General features: G+C 71.3%; 20 protein-coding genes. 13 read left to right on the top strand and 7 right to left on the bottom strand.

What is annotated here, in order from left to right; all coding sequences use genetic code 11:
* Positions 1-18: 18 nt before the first annotated feature.
* A complete protein-coding gene (locus tag ADK67_RS54015) occupies positions 19-417 on the bottom strand; it encodes a PASTA domain-containing protein (protein WP_231648432.1) in 399 nt (132 codons plus the stop codon).
* Between the two features lie 360 nt (positions 418-777).
* On the opposite strand from ADK67_RS54015, the gene ADK67_RS31630 reads away from it, so the two are divergent.
* A complete protein-coding gene (locus ADK67_RS31630; RefSeq protein ID WP_053720207.1) occupies positions 778-1,023 on the top strand; it encodes a hypothetical protein in 246 nt (81 codons plus the stop codon).
* Between the two features lie 43 nt (positions 1,024-1,066).
* Here ADK67_RS31630 and ADK67_RS31625 read toward each other — a convergent pair whose 3' ends face one another.
* From ADK67_RS31625 to ADK67_RS31615, 3 genes are all read right to left on the bottom strand, one after another.
* On the bottom strand, positions 1,067-3,367 hold the full coding sequence (locus tag ADK67_RS31625) for a tetratricopeptide repeat protein (protein ID WP_053720206.1): 2,301 nt from the start codon (positions 3,365-3,367) through the stop codon (positions 1,067-1,069).
* 79 nt (positions 3,368-3,446) lie between these two features.
* On the bottom strand, positions 3,447-4,187 hold the full coding sequence (locus ADK67_RS31620; protein WP_053720205.1) for a GntR family transcriptional regulator: 741 nt from the start codon (positions 4,185-4,187) through the stop codon (positions 3,447-3,449).
* Between the two features lie 56 nt (positions 4,188-4,243).
* Complete coding sequence (locus ADK67_RS31615) at positions 4,244-5,155, bottom strand: LysR family transcriptional regulator (protein ID WP_053720204.1); 912 nt, start codon at positions 5,153-5,155, stop codon at positions 4,244-4,246.
* A gap of 135 nt (positions 5,156-5,290) precedes the next feature.
* Here ADK67_RS31615 and ADK67_RS31610 point away from each other — a divergent pair, with 135 nt between their 5' ends.
* The 9 genes from ADK67_RS31610 to ADK67_RS31575 all read left to right on the top strand — a co-directional run bounded on the left by ADK67_RS31610 (position 5,291) and on the right by ADK67_RS31575 (position 15,128).
* Positions 5,291-6,370 carry a tartrate dehydrogenase gene (locus ADK67_RS31610; protein ID WP_053720203.1) on the top strand — a complete coding sequence of 360 codons (1,080 nt, stop codon included), beginning with the start codon at positions 5,291-5,293 and terminating at the stop codon, positions 6,368-6,370.
* A 110-nt stretch (positions 6,371-6,480) separates the two neighbouring features.
* Positions 6,481-7,752, top strand: a complete 1,272-nt coding sequence (locus tag ADK67_RS31605) for an MFS transporter (protein WP_053720202.1) — start codon at positions 6,481-6,483, stop codon at positions 7,750-7,752.
* A gap of 20 nt (positions 7,753-7,772) precedes the next feature.
* A complete protein-coding gene (locus tag ADK67_RS31600) occupies positions 7,773-8,744 on the top strand; it encodes an NAD(P)-dependent oxidoreductase (protein WP_053720201.1) in 972 nt (323 codons plus the stop codon).
* Positions 8,745-8,749: 5 nt separating this feature from the next.
* Entirely contained in the window at positions 8,750-10,132 is a 1,383-nt protein-coding gene (locus tag ADK67_RS31595) for an acyclic terpene utilization AtuA family protein (protein ID WP_231648431.1), read from the top strand.
* The gene (locus ADK67_RS31590) at positions 10,125-10,448 is read left to right on the top strand and encodes a DUF4387 domain-containing protein (RefSeq protein ID WP_053720200.1); all 324 of its coding nucleotides are present in this window, start codon (positions 10,125-10,127) and stop codon (positions 10,446-10,448) included. The genes ADK67_RS31595 and ADK67_RS31590 overlap by 8 nt, the downstream gene beginning before the upstream one ends.
* A gap of 151 nt (positions 10,449-10,599) precedes the next feature.
* Positions 10,600-11,049 (top strand): Fur family transcriptional regulator, encoded by a 450-nt coding sequence (locus tag ADK67_RS31585; protein WP_053720199.1) that lies wholly within the window; start codon positions 10,600-10,602, stop codon positions 11,047-11,049.
* Complete coding sequence (gene katG, locus ADK67_RS31580; protein WP_053720198.1) at positions 11,050-13,326, top strand: catalase/peroxidase HPI; 2,277 nt, start codon at positions 11,050-11,052, stop codon at positions 13,324-13,326.
* Positions 13,327-13,786: 460 nt separating this feature from the next.
* Positions 13,787-13,960 (top strand): thiazolylpeptide-type bacteriocin, encoded by a 174-nt coding sequence (locus ADK67_RS51400; protein WP_231648430.1) that lies wholly within the window; start codon positions 13,787-13,789, stop codon positions 13,958-13,960.
* 97 nt (positions 13,961-14,057) lie between these two features.
* Positions 14,058-15,128: a lantibiotic dehydratase C-terminal domain-containing protein gene (locus ADK67_RS31575; protein WP_053720197.1), complete on the top strand. Its 1,071-nt coding sequence runs from the start codon at positions 14,058-14,060 to the stop codon at positions 15,126-15,128.
* 33 nt (positions 15,129-15,161) lie between these two features.
* Here the strand turns inward: ADK67_RS31575 and ADK67_RS31570 are convergent, their stop codons facing one another.
* Positions 15,162-16,106: an acyltransferase domain-containing protein gene (locus tag ADK67_RS31570; protein WP_053720196.1), complete on the bottom strand. Its 945-nt coding sequence runs from the start codon at positions 16,104-16,106 to the stop codon at positions 15,162-15,164.
* Positions 16,107-16,116: 10 nt separating this feature from the next.
* On the bottom strand, positions 16,117-18,129 hold the full coding sequence (locus ADK67_RS31565) for an alpha/beta fold hydrolase (RefSeq protein WP_053720195.1): 2,013 nt from the start codon (positions 18,127-18,129) through the stop codon (positions 16,117-16,119).
* A gap of 162 nt (positions 18,130-18,291) precedes the next feature.
* On the opposite strand from ADK67_RS31565, the gene ADK67_RS31560 reads away from it, so the two are divergent.
* From ADK67_RS31560 to ADK67_RS31550, 3 genes are all read left to right on the top strand, one after another.
* Positions 18,292-19,446: a sensor histidine kinase gene (locus tag ADK67_RS31560; RefSeq protein WP_157620959.1), complete on the top strand. Its 1,155-nt coding sequence runs from the start codon at positions 18,292-18,294 to the stop codon at positions 19,444-19,446.
* Positions 19,443-20,135 carry a response regulator gene (locus tag ADK67_RS31555; RefSeq protein WP_053720193.1) on the top strand — a complete coding sequence of 231 codons (693 nt, stop codon included), beginning with the start codon at positions 19,443-19,445 and terminating at the stop codon, positions 20,133-20,135. The genes ADK67_RS31560 and ADK67_RS31555 overlap by 4 nt, the downstream gene beginning before the upstream one ends.
* Before the next feature lie 136 nt (positions 20,136-20,271).
* On the top strand, positions 20,272-21,057 hold the full coding sequence (locus ADK67_RS31550) for a hypothetical protein (protein ID WP_053720192.1): 786 nt from the start codon (positions 20,272-20,274) through the stop codon (positions 21,055-21,057).
* 73 nt (positions 21,058-21,130) lie between these two features.
* Here the strand turns inward: ADK67_RS31550 and ADK67_RS31545 are convergent, their stop codons facing one another.
* Positions 21,131-23,431, bottom strand: coding sequence for an ATP-binding protein (locus ADK67_RS31545; protein ID WP_053720191.1), 2,301 nt, complete (start codon positions 23,429-23,431; stop codon positions 21,131-21,133).
* Between the last annotated feature and the right edge of the window lie 54 nt (positions 23,432-23,485).

Genomic DNA, 23,485 nt, shown 5'->3' with positions numbered 1-23,485 from the left:
CCGGACGCTGTCGGCTCACTACTCGCCGGTCTTCTTCGCCGACAGCAGGATCTCGGTCATGCAGTCCACGGCCTGGCCGGCAGCCACGCTCTGCGCAGTCGTGGTCCAGTTGCGGTCGAGGACCAGCGCCCGGCCTTGGCCGGTGGAGTCCTGCTCTCGGAGGTTGTACAGCCCGGCGGCTTGCATGGTGTCCTGGGCGTTCTGGTGAACCATGCCGACTACGTCCGGCACGGTGCACGTCTCGGGAGCGGCTGGGGCCGGTGCGGTGGTGGTCGTGGTGGTGACCGGGGTCGTGGTCGGGATGACCGTCGTGGACCTGGCGGCATCCAGGGTCGTGTCGAGTGCGCCGGTCGTGGCCGGGGTGCAGCCGCTGAGGAGCACGGCAGCGGTGACGATCACGGCTAAGGGAATCTTCACGGGTTTCCTTCCGAGGTGCTTCGCTTGCCCATGTCGGCTGATGGACGCGGCGCGTTACTCCGTCGGCAGCAGGCCGGCCACAGACCCGTTCGCGCGGTTCGGCTGCTCTGCGTTCCACCGCTCATGGCCGCTACGGTGCCGCACCGGCACGTACTCGTGGCCTGCGTGGGCACGACGGCCCGATTGCGAGGAACCGCGGTGCAGCCACTCCACCCGTTCAGATCCGGCGCCGTCCACGGCTTCGGTTGTCCCGAAGCGCTCTGCCGATCGGTGGTGCTGAGGTTTCCTGTCCTGCTGTCATCCTGAACGCCGTCCTGCACGGCGCATTCGGGGCCTGTTCCCGGAGCAAGGAGGTCCACCGTGATCCGTCGTCTGCTGGTCGCTGTCGTGGCGGCACTCGGCGTCGTCGCCCTCGTGCCGGCCTCAGCTCAGGCCATCCCGGTGTGCAAGAGCGGCTACGCGTGCCTGTACCAGTGGTACGCCGACCCGGAGCACACCGAGTTCAACGGTTTCCTGGCCATCGACTGTGACGGCAGCGTCGACAGTTCCGGCGTGCAGCGCGGCTACTTGGTGTTCGGTCAGGCGCGCTGCAACACCCCCGGCTGAACCCGCTGTAGGCCACCAGCGTGCTGCATCAGGCACGCGGGGATCACCTGTCCAAAGTGTCGAGCAGCGCACGTGGACGGGCGGCGTCCTTGTGCCGTTGTTGCCCGTCGAGCAACTCCACCGCGCGCAGCAGGCAGTCGCGAGCCCGTTCGCGCTCGTCCTGAGCGGCGAGGGCGGCGCCGAGGTTGCACAGCGTCATCCCTTCGCCGTACCGGTCACGCAACTCCCGGAACAGTTCCGCGGCGCGTTCGTACTGCGCGACGGCCAGGTCCGGTCGACCGCGGCTCAGGTGGGCGTTGGCGAGGCTGTTGCTCGTCTGCGCCTCGCCGTGGCGGTTCCCGACCTCGCGTGACGCCTCGATCGACGCGGTGTAGAACGCGATGGCCTGGTCGAGCTGACGCAGGTGATAGTGGCAGTCGCCGATGTTGCTGAGCGCCACGCCCTCGCCCTGCCGCAAGCCGATCTTCCGGCAACCGGCGAGCAACTTCTCGTTCGCGGCACGTGCCTCGTCGAACCTGCGTTGGAGGAAGAGCTTCATCGCGTCGTTGCTCGTGGTCTCCAGGGCTGCGACGGCGGCCATCACACCCGTTTCCGGGGCGGGCTCGGACGCGTTCTCCGGCACGTCGGGTTCGTCGTCGGCCGGTTCGGTGAACGAGGTGAAGACGTGCGCCGAGAGCCTGCTGCCCTCCAGTTCCCGGGAGACCGCCGTGACCGCTGCCCGGTCACCGGTCCGACCGAACACGTCGAGCGCCTGCCGCAGGACGGTGTCGGCACGCTCGAAGTCGCGCGTGGTCCGGTAAGCGGTGCCGAGGCCGAGCAGCGCCTTGCCCTCCGCCGCCGGGTCGGCGGCCTGCCGCGCCGCCTCGACCGCCAACCGGTGGACGGTGAGCGCGTCGTCCCAGTCGCCCCGCGTCTGCAGGGAGTAGCCGAGGAGGATGGCCACGAGGCACACGTCGGCGTGGTGCCCGGCCCGGAACGCCTGGCCGACCACCGCCACCAGGTTCGACCGCTCCGCGTCGAACCACGCCAACGCGTCGGCACGCGACTCGAAGACCCCGGTCAACGCGTTCTTCTCGACCAGCGCCGTCGGCAGGTCGTGGAGCGGGGCCGCGGCCATCAGCCGGTTCAAGTGGGCGAGCAGCCGGCGAAGGGCCGCGTCGCGCAGCTCGTCCGGCTCGTCGCGGCGCAGGCGGTCCTCGGCGTAGAGCCTGATCAGGTCGTGGAACCGGAACCGCCCCCGTGGCCCGGCGGGTTCGATCAGGTGCGTTCGCCGCAGCAGATCGAGCGAGCGGCGGGCGGAACGCTCGTCGAGGTCGGCCAGCGCGGCGGCGGCGCCCGTGGTCGTCGTCGGTCCGGAGTTGACCGCGAGCAGGCGGAACATCCGGGCATCCGGCGGGTCGAGCCGTTCGTAGGACAGGTCGACCGCGGCTCGGAACGAACGCTCACCGGTCGCCAGCTCGGCCAACCGCTCGGTTCGATCGGCCAGCACGTCGACCAGCTCGGCGACCGGTTGATCGCAGTCGCCGACCAGCAACCCGCCCGCGATCGCCAACGCGTGCGGCAGGAAGCCGCACAACTCGGCGAGCCGAAGGGCGGCGTCCCCGGCCTTGGCGATCCGGTCGTCCGAGTGCGCGGCCAGCATCCGGGAGAGCAGGTCGACCGCTTCCTCACCGGTGAGCACGCCCAGGGTGTGGTGCCGGGCGGAGGTCAGGTCGAGGGTGTTCCTGCTCGTCACCAGGACGCGGTGCCGTCGGTCGCCGGGCAGCAGCGGCGCCACCTGACCGGCCAGGTCGGCGTTGTCCAGCACCACCAACACCCGGTCCGCGCGCTCGGCCAGCAGCGACCGGTACAGGGCCGAGCGGCCGTCCAGGTCGGGCGGGATGTGCTCGCCGGCCACGCCGAGGGCGCGCAGCTGGGCGGCGAGGGCGGCTTCGGGCTCGACCCGGCCCTGCCGGGCGAAGCCCCGCAAGTCCCGGAACAGCACACCGCCGGGGAACCACCCGGCGTTCACCGCGTCGCGTGCCGCTTTCAGCGCCAAGGTCGTCTTGCCGATCCCGGGCGGACCGGCGATCACCGCCACGGTCGGCTGGTCGTCGGCCCCCGGGCGCAGGACGTCGGCCAGCACCGCGAGGTCGGTCGAGCGGCCGGCGAACGCGGTCTCGGCCGGCGGCAGCCCGGCGAGCGCCACCGGCGGCGGCACCGGCAGGGTGATCCCGTAGTTGACCTCGACCTTGGCGTCACGTCCGGCCTGCACCACGGTCGACGCCCCGGACGCGATACCGACCTGGTCGACGGTCGCCGCACCACCGCGGTCCGCGGCCGGCGGCGGGTACTGATCGTCCATGACCCCATCCTGCCCACCACCCGGACCCACACGGCCCGAACAAACCGCCCCGACACCCGAATGGACCGCGGGGCGAGGGTCAGGTCGCCGCGGAGTCGCCGTCGACCGATCGGGGCGCGTGGAGCAGGTCGCTGATCCCGCCGCGGGCGTCCGCGACGACGATGGATTCGGCGCCTTCCGCGTCGCCCGCGCGCAGGGCGCGGACCAGCGCCCGGTGGCTGGAGTAGCGGTCGAGGGCGAAGGTGGGGTCGTGCGCGATCACCTCCAGCCGGCGGGCTCGGCGTTCGGCCCGGGAGAACACGCGGGCCTGCTCAAGCAGCCGGGTCAGCACCGGGTTGCCCGCGCACGCCTCCAGCGCGTCGTTGAACCGCTGCACGGTGTCCAGCAACTGGTCGAGGTGCCGCTGCGGGATCTGCCCGGACTGCTTGCGCTGGACGATGAGGATCAACAGGTCGTCGGCGTCGTCCAGGATCGCGTCGAGGCCGTCGAGCTGCTCCGGGGTCGCCCGGCGTGCCGCGAACCGCGCGACCATGCCGCGCAGACCCACCTCCACCTCGGCGAGGTCCTCCAGCGCCGCGTCGCCGATGTCCGAGACCATGACGGTGCGGGGACCTCTGCGGACCAGGAGGCCGTCCTGCTCCAGGCGCCTGATCGCCTCGCGGACCGGTGTCGGGCTGACGGAGAGCTGCGCGGCCAGGCCACGCTCGGTGACCTTCTCACCGCTGCGCAGGCCACCGGTCGTGATGGCCTCCCGGATGGCTTCGTACGCGCGGTCGGCGAGGGTGTCGCTCTTCAGCGTCGCGAGAAGGTCCTCCGTCACCCGACCATGGTACCGAAGGCCATAGCGAACGGATACGCAACTCGCGGGCACGTGTGCTATAGCGTATCCGGGGCGATGCGCGCGGGCAGGTGTGCGGCGAGGTGCTTCACCAGCTCGCTGACGCGCCGGGGCACGTGGACGTCGTCGGACACGAGCGCGTAGATGTCGGCGGGTGGCGTCGGCACGCCGGGCAGCACCCGCACCAGCGCGCCGCTGTCGAGGTGCGGCCGGACGTGCCACTCCGAGCGCATGATCACGCCCCGGCCTTGGAGCGCCCAGTCGGTGATCACGTCGCCGTCGTTGCTCGACAGCCGGCCGCGCACGCGCACCTGGCGCGGGTGGCGGGAGTCCCCGAACCGCCACAGGTCGAAGTCGCCCTCGTTCTCCCGCAGCACGATGCAGTCGTGGTCGGCCAGGTCCTCGATCCGCTCCGGCATCCCGTGGCGTTCCACATAGGACGGTGCGGCGCACGGCACGCGGCGGTTCTTCGCCAGGCGGCGGATCCGCAGCGTCGAGTCCGGTGGCGTGCCCACGTGCACGGCCAGGTCGAACTCGCGGCGGTGCGGGCGCAGGGGGAGGGCCGACGTGCGCAGCTCGACGCTCAGCCGGGGGTGCGACGCGGTGAACTCGCCGAGGAGCGGCGCGATGTGCGCGCGCCCGAGGCCGAGCGTCGCCTGGACCACGATGGAACCGCGCAGGTCGCCGGAGCGGTGCGTGATCAGGTCTTCGAGCTGGCGCACCTGGGCCAGGATCGTGTCCAGGTGCGACGCGTAGAGCTCGCCCTCGGCGGTCAGCACGAGGCGGCGCGTGCCCCGGTGCACCAGCCGTGCGTCGAGGCGGTGCTCCAGGGCCTTCAGCCGCTTGCTGACGACCGGGAGCGACCAGCCCAGCTCGCGGGCGGCGGCGGTGAGCGTCTCGTTGGACGCGACCACGTGGAAGAAGCGCAGGTCGTCCATGGACGTGGTCATGTCGCGGGCCTTTCCCCGAGCGAAAGGACAGGTTGCCCCGGTCGGCCTTGCCGCGCCGTTCGGCCCGGACCACAGTGGAACGACCGCTCGTGGTCGAGTGGGACGGCAGGCGTGTCGAGGTCGAAGGAGTCGCTTGTGCCACAACGTTATCGCGTCGCGGTCATCCCCGGTGACGGCATCGGCCGGGAAGTCGTCCCGGAGGGGTTGCGGTGCCTGCGGGCCGCCGCCGAGGCGCACGGGTTCGGGCTGGAGTTCACCGAGTTCGACTTCGCCTGCGCCGACTACTGGCTGCGGCACGGCGAGATGCTGCCGCCGGACTGGCGGGAGGTGCTGGGCGGCTTCGACGCGATCTTCTTCGGCGCGGTGGGGTGGCCCGAGGTGGTTCCCGACCACGTCTCGCTGTGGGGCAGCCTGCTGCGGTTCCGCCGCGAGTTCGACCAGTACGTCAACCTGCGACCGGTCCGTCTGCTGCGCGGCGTGCGCAGCCCGCTGCGTGACCGGGAGCCCGGTGACATCGACTTCCTCGTCGTCCGGGAGAACACCGAGGGCGAGTACTCCAGCATCGGCGGCCGGATCTTCGAGGGCACCGAGCGCGAGACGGTGGTGCAGGAGACCGTGATGACCCGGATCGGCGTGGACCGGGTGCTGCGGTACGCCTTCGACCTCGCCGCCGCACGCCCCCGCAAGCACCTGACGTGGGCGACCAAGAGCAACGGCATCTCCATCACCATGCCGTACTGGGACGAGCGCGCGGCGGCGATGGCGGAGCAGTACCCGGACGTGGTCGCGGACAAGGACCACATCGACATCCTGACCGCCAAGTTCGTGCTGCAGCCCCAGCACTACGACGTGGTCGTGGCCAGCAACCTCTTCGGCGACATCCTCTCCGACCTCGGCCCGGCCTGCGCCGGGACGATCGGGATCGCGCCCAGCGCCAACATCAACCCGGACCGCACGTGGCCGAGCCTGTTCGAGCCGGTGCACGGTTCGGCGCCGGACATCGCTGGGCGCGGGATCGCCAATCCCGTCGGGCAGATCTGGAGCGGCGCCATGATGCTGGAGCACCTGGGCGAGCCGACCGCGGCGGCACGGGTGGTGGCCGCGATCGAGAGCGTGCTCGACGGGCGGCCGGACGTGCTCACCCCCGACCTCGGCGGCACCGGCACGACCGAGGGCCTCGGCACGGCGATCGCCGCCGAAATCGCCGCCGGCTGACCCCAATCATGCCATGGCATGGATCACCATGCCTCGGTTGACTATCTTGCTATAGCAAAAGTACCGTGCGGCACGCCACCACCGGCGGTGGCGGAGGGAAGGTTGCGCCAATGACGACGGCGACCACGCAGCGCATTCGGACCGGGCGGATCACGTTCTTCGTGGCCTTGGCCGTCTTCGCCCAGGAGTCGACGTGGAACCTGTACGAGTCGCAGGTCCCGCCGTTGCTCCGCGAGCACATCGGCAGCGCCGCGCTCATCGGCCTGCTCATGGGGATGGACAACCTGCTCGGCATCTTCGTCCAGCCGTGGATGGGCAACCGGTCGGACAACACCCGCACGTCGTGGGGCAGGCGGATGCCGTACCTCGTGGTCGGGATGCCGGTGGCCGCGCTGCTGTTCCTCGCCATCCCGCACGCCGCGTCCTCGCTGCCGCTGCTGGTCGCGGTGATGTTCGCGTACGCGCTGGTCGCGAACTCGTTCAAGCCGATCGCCGAAGCGCTGCTGCCGGACTTCATCGCGCCCGCGCGGCGCAGCCGGGCCAACGCGGCGGTCAAGATCGCGTCGAGCGTCACGGCCATCGTGGCGGCGCTGATCAGCATCTTCCTGATCGACGAGCACCTGGAGTGGTCGTTCGCGATCCCCTCGGCCCTGATGGTGGTGTCCGTGCTCGTGCTCGGCCTGAAGGTGCGGGACAGCCGGTCACCCGCCTACCGGAACGCGCTGGCGGAGGACCGCGAGCGGCAGGCCGAGCCGCGGGCCGGTGACCGGGTGCGGGACATCGTGCCCGACATCCTGAAGGACGCCGACCGCAGCAGGTTGCTGCTGATCGGGTCGATCCTGCTGTTCGGCGGCGCCTGGGCCGCCTCGCGCTCGCTCATCACGCCCTACGGCATGGAGGCGCTCGGCCTGTCCGCGGGCGACGCGGGCGGGCTGACCCTGCCCAGCGGGATCGCCTTCATCGTGGCCGCCTACCCCGTGGCGCTGCTCGCCGAGCGGTTCGGCCGGCTCCGGGTGATGACGGTCGGGATGGCGGTGTTCGCGGCCGCCATGGTGCTCGGCACCGCGGTCCGCACGCCCACCGGTGTCGTGATCGCCCTGTGCCTGGCCGCGGCGGCCGCCTCCTCGTTCCTGGTCAACGCGGTCGTCGTGCTGTGGAACCTCGCCCCGTCCGACCGCGTGGTGGGCACCTACACCGGGCTCTACACCGTCGGCTGGGCGGGCGGCGGCTTCCTCGGGCCGGCCCTGGTCGGCGGGATGGTCGACGTGACGGGCTGGCCGTTGATGCTGCTCGACGTCGCGGTCGTGGCCCTCGTCGCCGTGCTGGGCGTGGCCCGGGTCAGCGCGTTGCAGCGCCGGTCGTCCACCAAGCGCGCGCTGTGACGACTCGAAGAGAGGAAGACGTGCACCGCGTTCTCATCACCACGGACTACCTCCGGCCCGGTGACGAAGTCGACGTCCTGTTGCGGGAGGCCGGGCTGGAGACCGTCCACCTGCCGCCGGCCGGTCCGCGCGATCCCGACCGGCTCGTGGCCGGGCTCGCCGGCGTGGACGCCGCCCTGGTGGCGGCCAACGAACCCCTGACCGCCGATGTCCTCGGCCGTGCGCCACGCCTGCGGGTCATCGTGCGGACCGGCGTGGGGTACGACTCCATCGACACCGTCGCCGCGGCTCGGTTGGGGATCAGCGTCAGCAACCTGCCGGGCGTCAACGCCAACGCGGTGGCCGAGTACACGATCGGCCTCCTGCTCGCCGGCGCACGACGTCTGGTGGAGTCCGCGCACGGCGTGACGCGTGGCGCGTGGCCGCGCGAGGACGGGCGCGAACTGCGCGGGTCGACGCTCGGGCTCATCGGGTACGGCGCCGCGGCGAGAGCGGTGGTGCCCTTGGCGCACGCCTTCGGCATGGACGTGCTCTGCACCACGAACGTGCCGCCGCGGCTGCGCAGCGACCCCGCGGTGCGGTTCGTGGACCTGCCCGAGCTGTTGGCGGCTTCCGACTACGTCTCGGTGCACACATCGCTCACCGAACGGACCCGCGGGCTGCTGGGCGAAGCGGCGTTCCGGCGGATGAAGCCGACCGCGCTGCTGGTCAACACCGCGCGTGGCGCCATCGTCGACGAGAACGCACTCGTCGTCGCCGTGCGGTCCGGGCAGATCGCGGGCGCCGCGCTCGACGTCGTGCGCGAGGAGCCGTTGCCGCCCGACAGCCCGCTCCGCGGGGTGCACGGCATCGTCGTCTACTCCCACCTGGCCGGGCAGACCGCCGAGGCACGGGCCGCCGCAGGTCGCCGAGGTGCGGAGGAACTGCTGGCGGCACTCGCGGGCAGGCCGCGGTTCGCGGTCAACGCCCGATCTCACGAGGGGAAGAAATGAGGAACATGGACAACGAACCGGTGGGGTCCGTCCGCGTCCTGACGCCGAGCGGCATGCTCGGCGCGGGCTGGGACCACGCGACGGTCGAGCGCGGCATCGCCCTGGGCGCCGACGTGATCAGCGTCGACGGCGGGTCGACGGACTCCGGTCCGCACTACCTCGGGTCGGCGACGCCCAAGACGACGGCGAAGGCCGTGGCGCGCGACCTGCGCAGCCTGCTGACGGCGGCCGCCGGTGCGGGCATACCCGTGATCGTTGGCTCGTGCGGCACGAGCGGCACCGACCGGGGCGTCGACTGGGTCGCGGGCATCGCCGCCGAGGTCATGGCGGAGGAGGGCCTGGACCTCAAAGTCGCGAGGATCTACAGCGAACAGCGGGCGGTCGACCTGAAGGAGCACCTGGACGCGGGCCGGATCCACGCGCTGCCGCCGTTGGGGGAGCTGCGGGCCGAGACGCTCGAGAGCTGCACCCACATCGTCGGCGCGATGGGGCACGAGCCGATCGTCGCGGCGCTCCGCGCCGGCGCGCAGGTGGTGCTCGCCGGCCGGGCCACCGACACGGCGCTGGCCGCCGCCTACCCGCTGATGAAGGGGATGCCCGCCGGGCCGACGTGGCACGCCGCCAAGATCGTGGAGTGCGGCGGCCAGTGCACCACCAACCCGCGCGCGGGCGGTGTCCTGGCCACCATCGACGCCGACGGCTTCACCATCGAGCCGCTCGACCCGGCGGTGGCGTGCACGCCGACCACGGTGGCCGCCCACATGCTCTACGAGACCGTGAACCCGTACGAGATGCGGGAGCCGGACGGCACCCTGGACGTCCGCGACGCGCGGTACACCGCCCTGGACGACCGGGTGGTGCGGGTCGAGGGATCGCGGTTCCACGTCGCCGACCAGTACACGATCAAGCTGGAAGGCGCCCGGATCACCGGCTACGAGACCATGTCGTTCTCGGCGATCCGCGATCCGCTCATCCTCGCGCACATCGACGCCTGGGCCGACCTCATGCGCACGGTGATCAGGCAACGGGTCGGCCAGACCCTGGGGCTCGCCGACCACGAGTACGACTTCGACCTGCGCCTGTACGGCCACAACGCGGTGCTGGGCGACCTGGAGCCGGAAAGCGGGCCGCCGCGCGAGGTGGGCGTGATGCTGCTCGTCAACGCGCCCGACCAGGCCACCGCCACGGCCGTCGCCAAGGTCGCCAACCCGCTGATGCTGCACCTGCCGACACCGCGGATGGACTACCTGCCGAGCCTCGCGTTCGCGTCCTCGCCCGCCGAGGTGGAGCGCGGCGCGGCGTACGAGTTCGTGCTGAACCACGTCGTCGACTGCGACGACCCCACCAGCCTGTTCCGCATCGAGACGGAGGAGACCACCCGTGCGTGAGACCACCCTCGCAGACCTCGCCCACGAGGTCCGCTCCAAGAACGCGGGCCCCTTCTGGGTCACCATGGAGGTCTTCCTGCGCGACGCCGACGGCTACCGGATCGCCGCGGACGAGTCGTTCCTGAACGAACGCGTGGTCGCGCAGCTCTACCGGGTCGAGGAGAACACCGTCCAGATCTTCCGCATCCCGTCGCTCAACGTCGTGAAGATCTCCTTCCCGCGCCCGGTCAGCCAGGGCTCCCTCCGCGACCGCGACATGCACGCGGGCCAGCACCACGTTCCGCTCGCACGCCTGCCGGTCGGTGCAGATCGCTGACGACTCGGCCGAGGGGCGATCAGCGGACGGTCGGGTGCGCCGGGACGGGGCCGCCCGAGCGTCCGGACCGGACAGTGGCGTCGGTCGCAGTCGCGGGGGTGTGACGGAGCTAGATTTGATTGACTCCAGATACGTCCTTTAAGGTCGACCCGTGACATCGGACTTCGAGGCGCAGTTGCGTGCGGTCTCGTTGCGGGTGACCCGCCCTCGGCTGGCGGTGCTCGCGGCGCTGCGCGACCACCGGCACGTCGACACCGAGACGGTCATCACGTTGGTGCGGGAGGAACTCCCGTCGGTGTCCCACCAAGCCGTGTACGACGTGCTGCGGGCGTTGACCGACGCCGGTCTGGTGCGGCGCATCCAGCCCGCCGGCGCGACCGCCCGCTACGAGGCCCGCGTGGGTGACAACCACCACCACGTCGTGTGCCGCTCGTGCGGCGCCATCGCCGACGTCGACTGCACCGTCGGTCACAGCCCTTGTCTCACCGCCTCGGACGACGCCGGTTTCAGGGTCGACGAGGCGGAGGTCGTCTTTTGGGGCACCTGTCCCGACTGCTCGGCCGAGGATTCCGCCGATGAACCGCCAGTTGGAAGGAAGTAGATGAGCGACCCCAAGGCAACGCCCCCCTCAAGCTCCCAGGGCGTGGACCAGAAGGCCGCAGTCGGATGCCCGGTCGCGCACGACTCCGTGACCGCGCACGGCAGCGAGAGCGAGAACCCGGCGATCGACTCGCCGACTGCCAAGACCGGCGGCCGTCCCCGCACCAACCGGGACTGGTGGCCCAACCAGCTCGACCTCTCGGTGTTGCACGCCCACTCGTCGAAGGGCAACCCGCTGGGCGCGGACTTCGCCTACGCCAAGGAGTTCGCCAAGCTCGACGTCGAGGCGCTCAAGCGCGACATCGTCGAGGTGCTGACCACCTCGCAGAGCTGGTGGCCCGCCGACTTCGGCCACTACGGCGGCCTGATGATCCGGCTGAGCTGGCACGCCGCCGGCACCTACCGCATCCACGACGGACGCGGTGGCGCGGGTGACGGCGGTCAGCGGTTCGCGCCGCTCAACAGCTGGCCCGACAACGCCAACCTGGACAAGGCCCGCCGTCTGCTGTGGCCGGTCAAGCAGAAGTACGGCCAGAAGGTCTCCTGGGCCGACCTGCTCGTGCTCGCCGGCAACGTCGCCCTGGAGTCGATGGGCTTCAAGACCTTCGGCTTCGGCTTCGGCCGCGAGGACGTCTGGGAGCCGGAGGAGATCTTCTGGGGCCCCGAGGACACCTGGCTGGGTGACGAGCGCTACGTCAGCGAGTCGGAGATGGCGCCCGAGGTCGGCGCCACCGAGATGGGCCTGATCTACGTCAACCCCGAAGGGCCCCGCGGCAACGCGGACCCGTTGGCGGCGGCGCACTTCATCCGGGAGACCTTCGGCCGGATGGCGATGAACGACGAGGAGACCGTCGCCCTCATCGCCGGTGGCCACACGTTCGGCAAGACGCACGGCGCCGGTGTCGCGGACGCCCACGTCGGCCCGGAGCCCGAGGGCGCCCCGCTGGAGGCGCAGGGCCTCGGCTGGCTGAGCACCCACGGCAGCGGCCACGGCGCGGACACGATCACCAGTGGTCTCGAGGTGACGTGGACCGACAAGCCGACGCAGTGGAGCAACCGCTTCTTCGAGATCCTCTTCGGCTACGAGTGGGAGCTGACCACCAGTCCCGGCGGCGCCAAGCAGTGGGTCGCCAAGGACGCCGAGGCGATCATCCCGGACGCGCACGACCCGGCCAAGAAGCACAAGCCGACGATGCTCACGACCGACCTGTCGCTGCGCGTCGACCCGGCGTACGAGAAGATCTCCCGCCGCTTCCTGGAGAACCCGGACGAGTTCGCCCTGGCGTTCGCGAAGGCCTGGTACAAGCTGCTGCACCGCGACATGGGCCCGGTCAGCCGGTTCCTGGGGCCGTGGGTCGCCGAGCCGCAGCTGTGGCAGGACCCGGTGCCCGCGGTCGACCACGACCTCGTGGGCGAGGCGGACATCGCCGCCCTCAAGGCGAAGGTGCTCGACTCGGGCCTCACGACCGCCGAGCTGGTCACCACCGCGTGGGCCTCGGCCGCGAGCTTCCGGGCCACCGACAAGCGCGGCGGCGCCAACGGCGCGCGGATCCGCCTGGAGCCGCAGCGCAACTGGGAGGTCAACCAGCCGGAGCAGCTGGCGAAGGTGCTGGAGATCCTGGAGGGCGTCCAGCGCGAGTTCAACGAGGCCGGCGGCGCGAAGGTCTCGCTGGCCGACCTCATCGTGCTGGCCGGTTCCGCGGCCGTCGAGGAGGCGGCGCGTGAAGCAGGCGTCGAGGTGACCGTGCCGTTCCGGCCGGGTCGCACCGACGCCGCGCAGGAGCAGACCGACGTCGAGTCGTTCAAGGTCCTGGAGCCGCGCGCCGACGGGTTCCGCAACTACGTGCGCCCCGGCGAGAAGCTCCAGCCCGAGGTGCTGCTGGTCGACCGCGCGTACATGCTGAACCTGACCGCGCCCGAGATGACCGTCCTCGTCGGCGGCCTGCGTTCCCTCGGTGCCAACCACGGCGGCACCCGGCACGGTGTGCTCACCGACCGGCCGGGCGTGCTCACCAACGACTTCTTCGCCAACCTGCTCTCGCCGGGCACCCGGTGGAAGGCGTCGGAGTCCCAGGAGCACGTGTACGAGATCCGTGACGTCGACACGGACGAGCTGAAGTGGACGGCCACCGCGGTCGACCTCGTCTTCGGCTCGAACTCGCAGCTGCGCGCCCTCGCGGAGGTCTACGCCAGCGACGACGCCCGTGAGAAGTTCGTGGTGGACTTCGTCGCGGCCTGGACGAAGGTCATGGAACTGGACCGGTTCGACATCGCCTGAGCCGCCACACCGACGAGCCCGGCCGATCCGCCCGTGATCGGCCGGGCTCGCCCGTTCCCACCCGGGATTTACCGCCGCTACGCCTTCACCGACCGTTCGGCCCGACCTTTGCTCCGGGTGACGGACAGGCTCACCTCGGTGCGGTAATCGGCCTTCTGCGCCCGGATCGGGGTGGAGGGTCGACTTTCGGCGCGCCGGCGTGACGACGGTCGACGGCGCGGGGCCGGTGGACTCGGTGGTATTCGCGAATTAGGCCGACAGTGGCAATGTGGTCGTTCCCTCACATTCGGGAATAACGGCCGTCTATGACGGTGCCGTAAGCGGGTCTGCCCCCTGAATGGGTGAACGTTGCGCTGATTGCGTTCGCGGTCCGAAGGGGGCACCGCAGCGACCATTTCCGAAGCCTTGTCCGCCGCTAACGCCGGTCTTAGCGTCGTTCTTCCCGGAAAGGAGGTGGATGGTGAACGACTTCAACTTGACCTTCGACGTCGAGGACCTGGCCCTGGACGACCTGGCGGTCACCGTGATGCGTGACGCCGTCGGGCTGCCTGAGAGCGGCGCGTCGCAGGGGTCTGGCAGTTGCGGCAGTTCGTGCTGCTGCGTGTCGCCGCCGGTGCCCGACCCGAGCTTCTGACAGCCGAGGTCTGCAGTGCCGGGGACGTCCGCGAGGGCGTTCCCGGCCTGGAACCACTACAGGTCGAACTGATCGCGGAAACCTGGTGGAGGGTCTCGTGACCGATGTCGTCTGCTACTACCACGACCCGGTGAAGGCGCCCCTGCTCCGCGATGCCGTCCTGCCGGCGCTGGCCGAGGCCGAGGCCGCCGGTGCGCGGGGTCACGTGGAGCGGCACTGGTTGCACGGGCCGCACTTGCGGGTGCGCGTGGACGGGGAGGCCGGCCTGATCGCGGAACGGCTGCGGGAGTACTTGGCCGCGTATCCGTCCACGGCGGGCACACCGCACGACGAGCTGCTGGCTCGGTCGCACCGCTACGGCGTGGCCGAACTGGTGCCACCGCCGTACGAGCCGATCCACCCGGACAACACCGTGGTGGTCGAGCCGACCGATTACAGCGGCATCCGAGGGCTGCTCGGCTCGGACGTCTTGGTGGACCTGCGGGCCCGCGTGCTGCGCCTGGGTGTGCCCGCGGTGCGTGAGGTGGTGGCCGTCGACGACGCCACGTCCACCACGCGAGTGCGGACGGCGCTGGTCGCGATGACCGCGCACGCGAGCCGCTACCCGGAGGGCCTGGCCAACGGTTACCACTCGTTCCAGTCCCACCTGGAGGACTTCCTGCTGCACAGCGACCCGGACGGCCGCCTGCGGTCCCGGTTCGAGCGGGTGTGGGAGGGCAATGCCGAGGGTGTCACCGAGACCGTCCTGGCCGTCGCCGAGGGCCGCCTGGCCACGCCGTGGACGGCGTGGACGACCGCCGCCCGTGAGCTGGTGGAGGCTGCCTACGACAACGGTGACCTGCCCAGCGGCTACAACCCCGGTCATGGTGAACGCGCGGTGGAGCTGGGGGAGCAGGAGGCCATCCGGCGCTGGCACCGCGACCACCGCGTCGACCACAGCGAGTACCACCGGAGGTTGCAGGCGGTGGACCTGGAGCACCCGCGCTACCGGCGCCCGGTCACCGTCTACCGGTTCGGCACCAACATGCTCTACCAGTTGCTCGCGGTGTGCGACGTGACTCCGGTCGAGCGGTACCTGGCCGCGAGCCTGGTGGCCAGGGCCGTGCAGCGGATCACCGGCGTCGGCTGGTCCGAGCACATCGCCTGGATGGTGGAGGCGGCCCGGTGACCGCCCGGTGCCGGTCGATCGTTGCTGAGGCGGTCAGATCGGGAAGGTGCCGCGACGCCAGTACCAGTGGCGGCCGGCCTTGAGGTGGTCGATGACCGCGCGCTGGAGCACGGTGCCGCGTGGCAGCTGGTCGAGCGGCGTGCTCAGGGTGCGGAACACGAATCGCCGCACCTCGACGTCGGCGTCCAGCCCTTCCGGCTCCTCGTAGGGGTCCAGCTCGAACCTCTGCTGGAACCGGACGATGTTGGAGTCCGCGGGCAGGTACTCCTGCAGTTGCGGGTCGAGCAGCCACGAGCCGCAGGAGAACGCCGTGTAGTGCTCGTCGGGGAAGTGGCGCGGGAAGAACGCGCGGGCCTCGTCGAGGGACGCCGCGATCGCCTCCGGGGTCATCGGCCCGGACTCGGGAATGTGCAGGCCGATGGTCGTGTCGCCGCGCTGGTGCTGGAGCCGGCCCAGCTCGTAGAGGCTGCCGCGCGCGTGCAGGGTCAGCCAGCTCTGCATGACCGGCCAGCCCTCACGGTTCATCCGCCGGTCGACCGCGAGGTTGCGGCCCAGGTCGGCGAGGGTCGCCCACGACACGGCGTCGGCGATGTCGTGGTCGCGGTGGTACGCCAGGACGACGTCGACCAGGGCCAGGTACGCGTACACGTAGAGGTGCCGCCAGGCCGGACCCCGGTCGCGCGGCAGCTCCGGGCCGGGCGGCAGCCAGCCGTGGCCGCCGAGGTCGGCGCGGACCAGGGCGATCGAGCGGTCGAGCAGCCAGCGCAGCTCGGGCGTCCACAGCGGAGAATCGGCGTCGGGCCAGCCCTCCATGATCTCGGCGGCGTCGTCGGGACGCACCGCGAGCCGGGCGAGGATGGCGGGCGCGTCGGCCTTGGCGGGCAGCGGCGCCGACGGTCGGTCGCCGGCGAGCCGGTGCACGCGCTCGACGTCCTCGACGGGCACTCCGAGCCGGGCGGCGGTGTCGTGCAGATCCACGTGGACAACCTTACTGGTCAGTGGGGTCCACGTCGGCACCGCTCGCGCCGATGCGGCCACGGCGGGTCGAACGGTCGCCGACGATGTCGAGGGTGAGCAGGATCAGGTTCGCGCCGAGGGTCGCTCCGACGATCGTGGTGATGAGGGCGAAGAATCCCACGGTCGCATGGAAACCCAGCCACGCGCCGACGAGGGCGCCGGCCGCTGCCGCCGCGAGTCCGGTGATCTTGACGTGCGCGGACCAGTCGCGGCGCACCCGGGCGAGGTGGACGCCCAACCCGATCGGCACGCCCACGGAGACAGCCGTGACCAGGTCGTCGTCGAGCGGGACACCGGGCGCCGCGGTCAGGATGACCAGCGCGCCGAGGAACCACCCGCCCAGACCGAGGACGAGCGGGCACACCGACCGCAGCGTCGCGCCGGCCGTGCGGCCGAAGGCGCCCCTCTTGCGCACCCATCGGGTCATCCACAGCAGCGAGAACACCGTGAGCAGGGCGATGCCGACCATCGTGCCGACGGTGATCCGCGCGAGCGTCGGGTGCGTGACCGAGGGTGTGAAGTCGACCCGGGCGGGCTGGTAGAGCGAGTCGTCCACCTCGCCGTTGTCGAGGTAGGTGGTGATCAGGCGCGTGCCGGCGTCCGGTTGGGAGGTCCAGAAGTCGGTGGTGTGCCCGAGGTCGGCCAGCACGACCTGGTGACCGTTCGGCAGGAACGGGAGCAGCTCCTCGGTCGCGTTCCGAGGCGGGGTCGAGAAGTCGAGCGTGCCGCCGATGAGGAGCGTCTCCACCTCGGTGGTCCGCACTCGGCGGTACTCCTCGTCGTCGGGCGAGGTCGGCCACGCGTCGCCGAGCGTGCCGCCGCCCCAGACGAACTCCGTGCCGGCGTCGTGGAGGATCGAGTCGCCTGGCCGAGCGCCGGCGGAGTAGTGGTCCGCCGCCGCCCAGTGGTCGATGGTGCCGGTGGCGGCCCACTCGCCCCAGACGAACGACGTCGGGAACAGCAGGTCGGCGGCGAAGGAGGCGAACCAGAGGCCGCTCGGGTCGCCCTCGGCCGCGGCGAGCCACGAGTCCAGCGTCGTCGGGGCCGGAATCGACGCGGCCGACGTCGAGTCGAAGAGCCCGAAGAACGCGGCCACCCGCGCGTTGCCCGGCTTGATCGGCAGGAACAGCCACCGGTCGGGCGGCTGTGCCGAGGTGCGGCGCATCGACTCGGCGAGGTCGTCGGTGCGGGCGCGGCAGGTGTCGTCCTCGGCGCACAGCTCGGCGTAGCGCCGGAGTTGGGCGTCCGTCGTCGCCGGGTCCCAGAGGAAGTGGCCGGGTGGGTTGACCCCGATCATCACCGACCGGTGGAGGCGGGCGGGGTGCCGCCAGGAGTAGATCATCGCGGTGCGGGTGCCGGCGCTCTCGCTCAGCAGGTTGATGCGCTCGTAGCCGAGCGCCACACGTGCCGCCTCCATGTCGTCGACCCGCTGCGCGAGGCTGTAGCCGTCGAGACCGGCGCCGGCGTCGGACAGCCGTTTCGCGCAGGCGCGGAACGCGTCGGCGTAGGCGTGGTGGGTCTCCTCGACGACCAGGTCGGTCGAGTGCTGGAGCGCCGAGGTGACCTCCGGGCAGTCGAGCCGCGACGAGCCGTCCACGCCCCGGTAGCCGACGAGGACGACGTCATGGTCGGCGAGGAACCGGTTCGCGGTCGGGAAGTCCATGTTCGACAGCCCGGGTCCGCCTTCGAGGTGGAAGATCGGCTCGGCGGGACGATCGGTCTTCGCGTGCACGCGCACGATCGGCAACGCGATCAGCCGCGATCGCGGATCGGCGCGGTTCTCCTGCACCACGAGCGTTCCGCACTCGGCCGGGTGTTCGCCGTCCTCGGTGGCGTAGTCGCAGGGTTCGAGGCTCACCTCGCCCGCCTTCGCCCCCTGTGGCACGGAGATCGTCCCGTCCGAGTGCAGGTCGATCCGTAAGTACGCCAGCCCTCCGGCCAGGACGGCGATGAGTGCGAGGGCGACGGTGCGGGTGATCGCCACGGATCGTCCCTTTCGTGGTCGGGTGTCGAGGAGCCCGACGCTAGGGCGCTACCGCGGGTCGGCACGTCGTCGCGAGGCTGGAGTCGGCCTCGGACCTGCCGACGAGTCCGTGTCCTACCTGAGTCGGAGGTGGGGTGCGAGCGCCTTCAGTACCGTCGACGCGTGAACTTTCTCGTGCGCAGGCACGGTTTCGACGCCCTGATCGTGATCGCGGCGGTCGGGAGCGCGCTCGAGGTTTCCCTCCGGCACGGCTCACCGAAAGCGCCGGACACGACCCTGTGGTTCACCGCGCCGGCGGTCGCGCTCGTCGTGCTGCCCCTGCTCGCGCGCCGCCGGTTCCCCTTCGCCGCGCCGGTGGCGGTCTGGCTGGCGGGGATCGCGCTGTCGTTCGTCGACGGGCGGGTGGTGGTGTTCACGATCAGCGTGTTCGGCGCGGGCATGGTCGCCTCGTTCCTGCTCGGCAACGTCGGTGATGCCGTCCGGGCGCGGCTCGGGCTGGCGGTCGTGCTCGGCGGGGGCGCGGTCGTCGTGAACCACAATCCCGACCACACCACCGGCCAGCTCGTGTTCAGCCCGATCCTGTTCGCGGTCTGCTGGCTCGCCGGCTACGCCCTCCGTGAGCACGCGACGCAGGCCGAGGCGGCGGAGGAACGCGCGACCACCGCCGAACGGGAACGCGAGGCGGCCGCCCGGATCGCCGTCGCGGAGGAACGCGCCCGCGTCGCCCGCGAACTGCACGACATCGTGGCCCACGCCGTCAGCGTCATGGTGCTCCAGGTCGGCGCCATCCGGCACAAGCTGCCCGACCCGTTCGTCGAGGAGGCGGCCGCGCTGCGCGACGTCGAGCGGGCCGGCCGCACCGCGCTCGCCGAAATGCGCCGCCTCGTCGGCGCGACGCGGGACGGTGAGGACGCCGAACTGACGCCCCATCCCGGGCTCGGCAACCTGGACGTGCTGCTGGCCGAGGTGGAACGCGCCGGGCTGCCCGTCCGGCTGCACGTCGACGGCGAGTCGTCACCGCTGCCGGAGGCGATCGACCGCTCCGCCTATCGGATCGTCCAGGAAGGTCTCACCAACGTCCTCAAGCACGCACGCGCCACGCACGCGGACGTGATCGTCCACTACCTGCCCGGCGAAGTGCGGCTGGAGGTGCGCGACGACGGCGTGGGCGCGGTGCCGGACAACGGTCTCGGGCACGGGCTCGCCGGGATCCGCGAGCGTGTCAAGATCTACGGTGGCGACATGACCGTCGGTGCCCTGCCCGACCGCGGGTTCGTCCTCAGCACGCGCCTGCCACTCACCGGCGAGGGTCGATGAGTGAGTCGAACCCGACCATCCGCGTCCTCGTCGCCGACGACCAGTCGATGGTCCGCGCCGGCTTCCGCATGCTGCTCGCCCGCGAACAGGACATCGAGGTCGTGGCCGAGGCGGGCAACGGGCTGGAGGCGGTCCGGCAGGCGGCCCGCGTTCATCCCACGGTCGTCCTCATGGACATCCGCATGCCCGAGCTGGACGGGATCGAGGCCACCCGGCGCATCCTCGCGACGGACGCCGCAGCCCGGGTCCTCGTCCTCACGACGTTCGACCTGGACGAGTACATCTACGAGGCGCTGAAAGCAGGCGCCAGCGGCTTCGTGCTCAAGGACGACCCACCCGAGCAGCTGATCGCCGCGATCCGCACGGTGGCCGCCGGCGACGCCCTGCTCTCGCCCACGGTCACGAAACGCGTGATCGAGCAGTTCACCCGCATCCCGCGCCCCACACCACCGCCGAAAGAACTCGATGACCTCACGGCACGCGAACACGAAGTCCTTCACTTCATCGCGCGCGGGCTCTCCAACTCGGAGATCGGCCGGGAACTCCACATCGGCGACACCACCGTCAAGACGCACATCACGCACATCCTCCAGAAGCTCGACCTCCGCGACCGCGTCCAACTGATCGTGCTGGCCTACCGGACCGGGATCGTCGAAGCTGCCGACCGGGACCGGCGAACACGCCGGTGAACACCCGGACAAATGTGTCGTCGCGCGGTCCGGAGATTGTCGTGGCACGAGGAACTCTCATGTCGGAATGCCTGGCGGTTGGTCATCCGTGACGGGCGGTAGGTTGCACGCCTGTCGGCTCCACGAAGGGGAACAGGTGACGGACTCGTCGACGCGGCCACGATCGGACCTCCTCGAACAACGCGGGCCGGAGCGCAAACCCGTGTCGCAGCGGTTGTGGTTGATCGGAATCGTCGCCGACGTCGCGGCCGTGGTGGCGGTGCTCGCGGGTTCCGCGCGGACCATCGCCGTGGTCGTCGGCGTGGTGGCGTTGCTGCTGGGCACGGTGCAGCTCGTGACCAGCGTCGGCAAACCGGTGGACCGGTGGGTGCTGCTGGCGGTCGCGGGAATCGTCGCGGGTGCGGTGGCGGTCACCCTCGTGGTCGACCGCGCACTGGTGGACCCGCCCGCCCCGGCGAGCGGCGCGACGTCCGGCACGACGACCACGAGCGCCGCGACGGAACCGACCACTGACGGCGTGCAGCCGACCTCGCGGTCGAAGTCCGCCCCCGCGACGCCCGAGATCAGCCGAGCCACCGGCGACAAGCCGATCCGGCTGACCGAGGACTACGGGGTGGACCTGGATTCCCGGGACCCGGTCTGGATCGCCCACCCGAGGGACGGTGAGTCCGGGCAGGACCTCTATTACGACGCGAGCTACCTGTGGGCGCCCTCCGACATCGCTCCCGTGACCGCCGAGGCGACCTTCGAAGACTGTCAACGCGCCGGGTATGAGGGCAACGTCGGAGCGAGCGGCTTCGTCAAGGACGCCGCGTTCTGCGTGAAGACCAACACCGGCGCCCATGCGCGGATCGTCATCGTCGCCATGGAAAACGGGCAGGCGACGCTGGACATCGTCGTGTGGCAGAAGCCGACCCGGTAGATCACGATCTCCGGCAGACCGGCTACCTGCATGCCGGTTGGTGACAACGCAGTCCAGGTAACCGGTATCGGCCCTAACGGTCGTCGCCCAACCTGGCCCGCAGCTCCTCCACCTTGGCGTGCCCGAGCATCCGGAGGATCTCCCGGGCCCGATCCCACGCCTGCCGCGCCTGGTCGGGGTCGTCCGCGGCGTGGTGGACGTCCCCGATCGCGGTGAGGACTTCGGCTTCCAGGTAGCGATCGCCCACCTCCACCGACAGCGGGAGGGCGCGTTGGAGGAAGGTGATGGCTTCCGGGAGCTTGCCGAGCCCGCGGTGGGCGTGACCGAGGTTGGCGATGACGTGGGCGGCGCCGAGCGGGTTCCGGGTCGTTTCCCAGACCGTCAGCGCTTGGCGGCCGTAGCGGATCGCGGCGTCGTAATGACCGAGGTGCAGGGAGGCCCAGGCGAGCCCGTTGAGCGCGTGAGCCTCGCCGGGTTTGTCACCCGCGGCCCGGTAGTGGCGCAAGGCGCGGCGGGCGTGCACCAGCGCGATGTCGTACTGCCGCCGTGCTTCGGCCAGTTCGATCAGGCAGAGTTCGGCGTTGGCCATCCCGACGTGGTCCGCGAGCGCGGTCGACAGGCTGAGCGCTTCCGCGTGGTGGTCCTCGGCTTCCTCGAACCGGCCCAGCCTGGTCGACGCCGTGCCGAGGTTGCGGAGGGCATAGGCCGCCAGTGCCCGGTCTTGCAGCTCACGGGCGGCGTTCAGGGCCGACCGGTGGATCGACACCATGTGGTGCCAGTGCCCCTGCCGGTGCAGGAAGTCCCGCAGGCCCCAGGCGAGCTGCCAGGTGTGCAGGGGTAGCCCGGCGGCCGCGGTCTGGTCGGCCAGGCCGCGCAGGACCGGGAACTCGGCGCGGAACCACGCCAGCGCGGCTGCCGGGTCGTCGACGTCCTCTCCGTCGGGTCGTGGAGGCGGATCGGGAACGCTCGTCGGGCGATGAGGGCTGAGCCGCCGGGCCGCCGCGTACGCGGTGTGGACGTAGTGGTCGAGCAGTCGGTGGGTGGCCGTACGACGGCGATCGGCGCTCTCCTCGGCCAGGGCCAGCTCGGCCGCGTAGGCGTGCAACAGGTTGTGCAGGCCGTACCGTCCCGGTGTGAGTTCGAAGATCAGGTGCACGCGGGTCAGTCGCGACAGCAGGGTCTGGCCTCGTGCGCGGGTGACGTCCGCGAGGCAGGCCGCGGCGGCCGTCGACACCTCGGGGCCGGGGTGCAGGCCCAACAGCCGGAACATCCGAGCGGCGTCCTCGTCCAGGTCCTGGTAGGACCAGGAGAACAGCGTCCGCAGGTCGGCCGGGTCACCGGGCTCGTCCAGCGAATCGAGGACGTCGCCCGCCTGCCTCATGTCCTTGGCGAGGAGGGGGAGTGGCACACCGGGCTGGGTGCCGGCGCGAGCGGCGACGACGGCGAGGGCCAGTGGCAGCCGGCCGCACCGGTCGATGATCTCGTCGACGGCCTCCGGGTCGGCCGCGGCGCGGGCGGTCCCGATGCGCAGCGCCAAGAGCTCACGGGCTTCGCCGACGGTGAGCACGTCCAAGGGCAGGGGTTGAGCGCCCTCGATGGCGACCAGGCTCGTGAGACGGTCCCGGCTGGTCACGATCACGAGGCAACCGTCGGCTCCGGGCAGCAGCCGGCGGACCTGCTCGGTGTCGCGGGCGTTGTCGAGCAGGATGAGCATCCGGCGGTTGCCGAGCAGGCTGCGGTAGAGCCCGGTCTGGGCGTTCAGGGTGGACGGGACGCGGTGCGGCGGCACGTTGAGTGCGTCGAGCAGGTCGCGGAGGGCTTCGGCGGGAGGAACCGGCTCCCCGGTCGGGTCGAAGGCGCGCAGGTTGACGTAGAGCTGCCCGTCCGGGAAGCGGTCGGCGATCCGGTGTGCCCAATGCAGGGCCAACGCGGTCTTGCCGACACCGGCCATGCCGGAGATCGCCGCGATCGTGCCGCCCGGTTCGTCACAGGCGGGCAGCAACGCGTCCAGGGCGCCGAGCGCGGTCGCGCGTCCGACGAAGCCCGGTGCGGCCGGGGGTAACTGCGCCGGCGCGGTGTCCACCCGATCCGAGCGCCCCGCCGTCGTGGGTTCGCCCGGCGCGCCGAGGGCGGCCTGGATCAGGCGGTCCCGATCCGGCGCGGGAAGGTTCAGGGCGTCCGCGAGTTGGCGGACGGAGGCGGCACGCGGGCGGCGGATCCGGCCGGACTCCGCGCCGCGGATGCTGGACACACCCAGCCCCGCGCGTTCGGCCAGTTCCTCTTGGGTGAGCAGGGCGCGGGTGCGAAACGAGCGGAGCAGGCTCGACAGCTCCACGGGTTCCGCCGCCGGTGGCGGCGCCTCGTCGTCATGCATCCAGTCACCTGCGGACAAGTTGACGGTGAACCGACGGTTGCTCGCATGGAGATC

It is taken from the genome of Saccharothrix sp. NRRL B-16348 (genome assembly GCF_001280085.1).
Classification (GTDB): Bacteria; Actinomycetota; Actinomycetes; order Mycobacteriales; family Pseudonocardiaceae; genus Actinosynnema.
This window is presented reverse-complemented; position numbering and strand designations above follow the sequence as displayed.

Coding starts and splice junctions, on each gene's coding strand:
- ADK67_RS31555 (WP_053720193.1), top strand. CDS start 19,443: ATGAGTGAGTCGAACCCGACCATCCGCGTCCTCGTCGCCGACGACCAG.
- ADK67_RS31545 (WP_053720191.1), bottom strand. CDS start 23,431: ATGCATGACGACGAGGCGCCGCCACCGGCGGCGGAACCCGTGGAGCTG.
- ADK67_RS31595 (WP_231648431.1), top strand. CDS start 8,750: ATGGACAACGAACCGGTGGGGTCCGTCCGCGTCCTGACGCCGAGCGGC.
- katG (WP_053720198.1), top strand. CDS start 11,050: ATGAGCGACCCCAAGGCAACGCCCCCCTCAAGCTCCCAGGGCGTGGAC.
- ADK67_RS31605 (WP_053720202.1), top strand. CDS start 6,481: ATGACGACGGCGACCACGCAGCGCATTCGGACCGGGCGGATCACGTTC.
- ADK67_RS31615 (WP_053720204.1), bottom strand. CDS start 5,155: ATGACCACGTCCATGGACGACCTGCGCTTCTTCCACGTGGTCGCGTCC.
- ADK67_RS31625 (WP_053720206.1), bottom strand. CDS start 3,367: ATGGACGATCAGTACCCGCCGCCGGCCGCGGACCGCGGTGGTGCGGCG.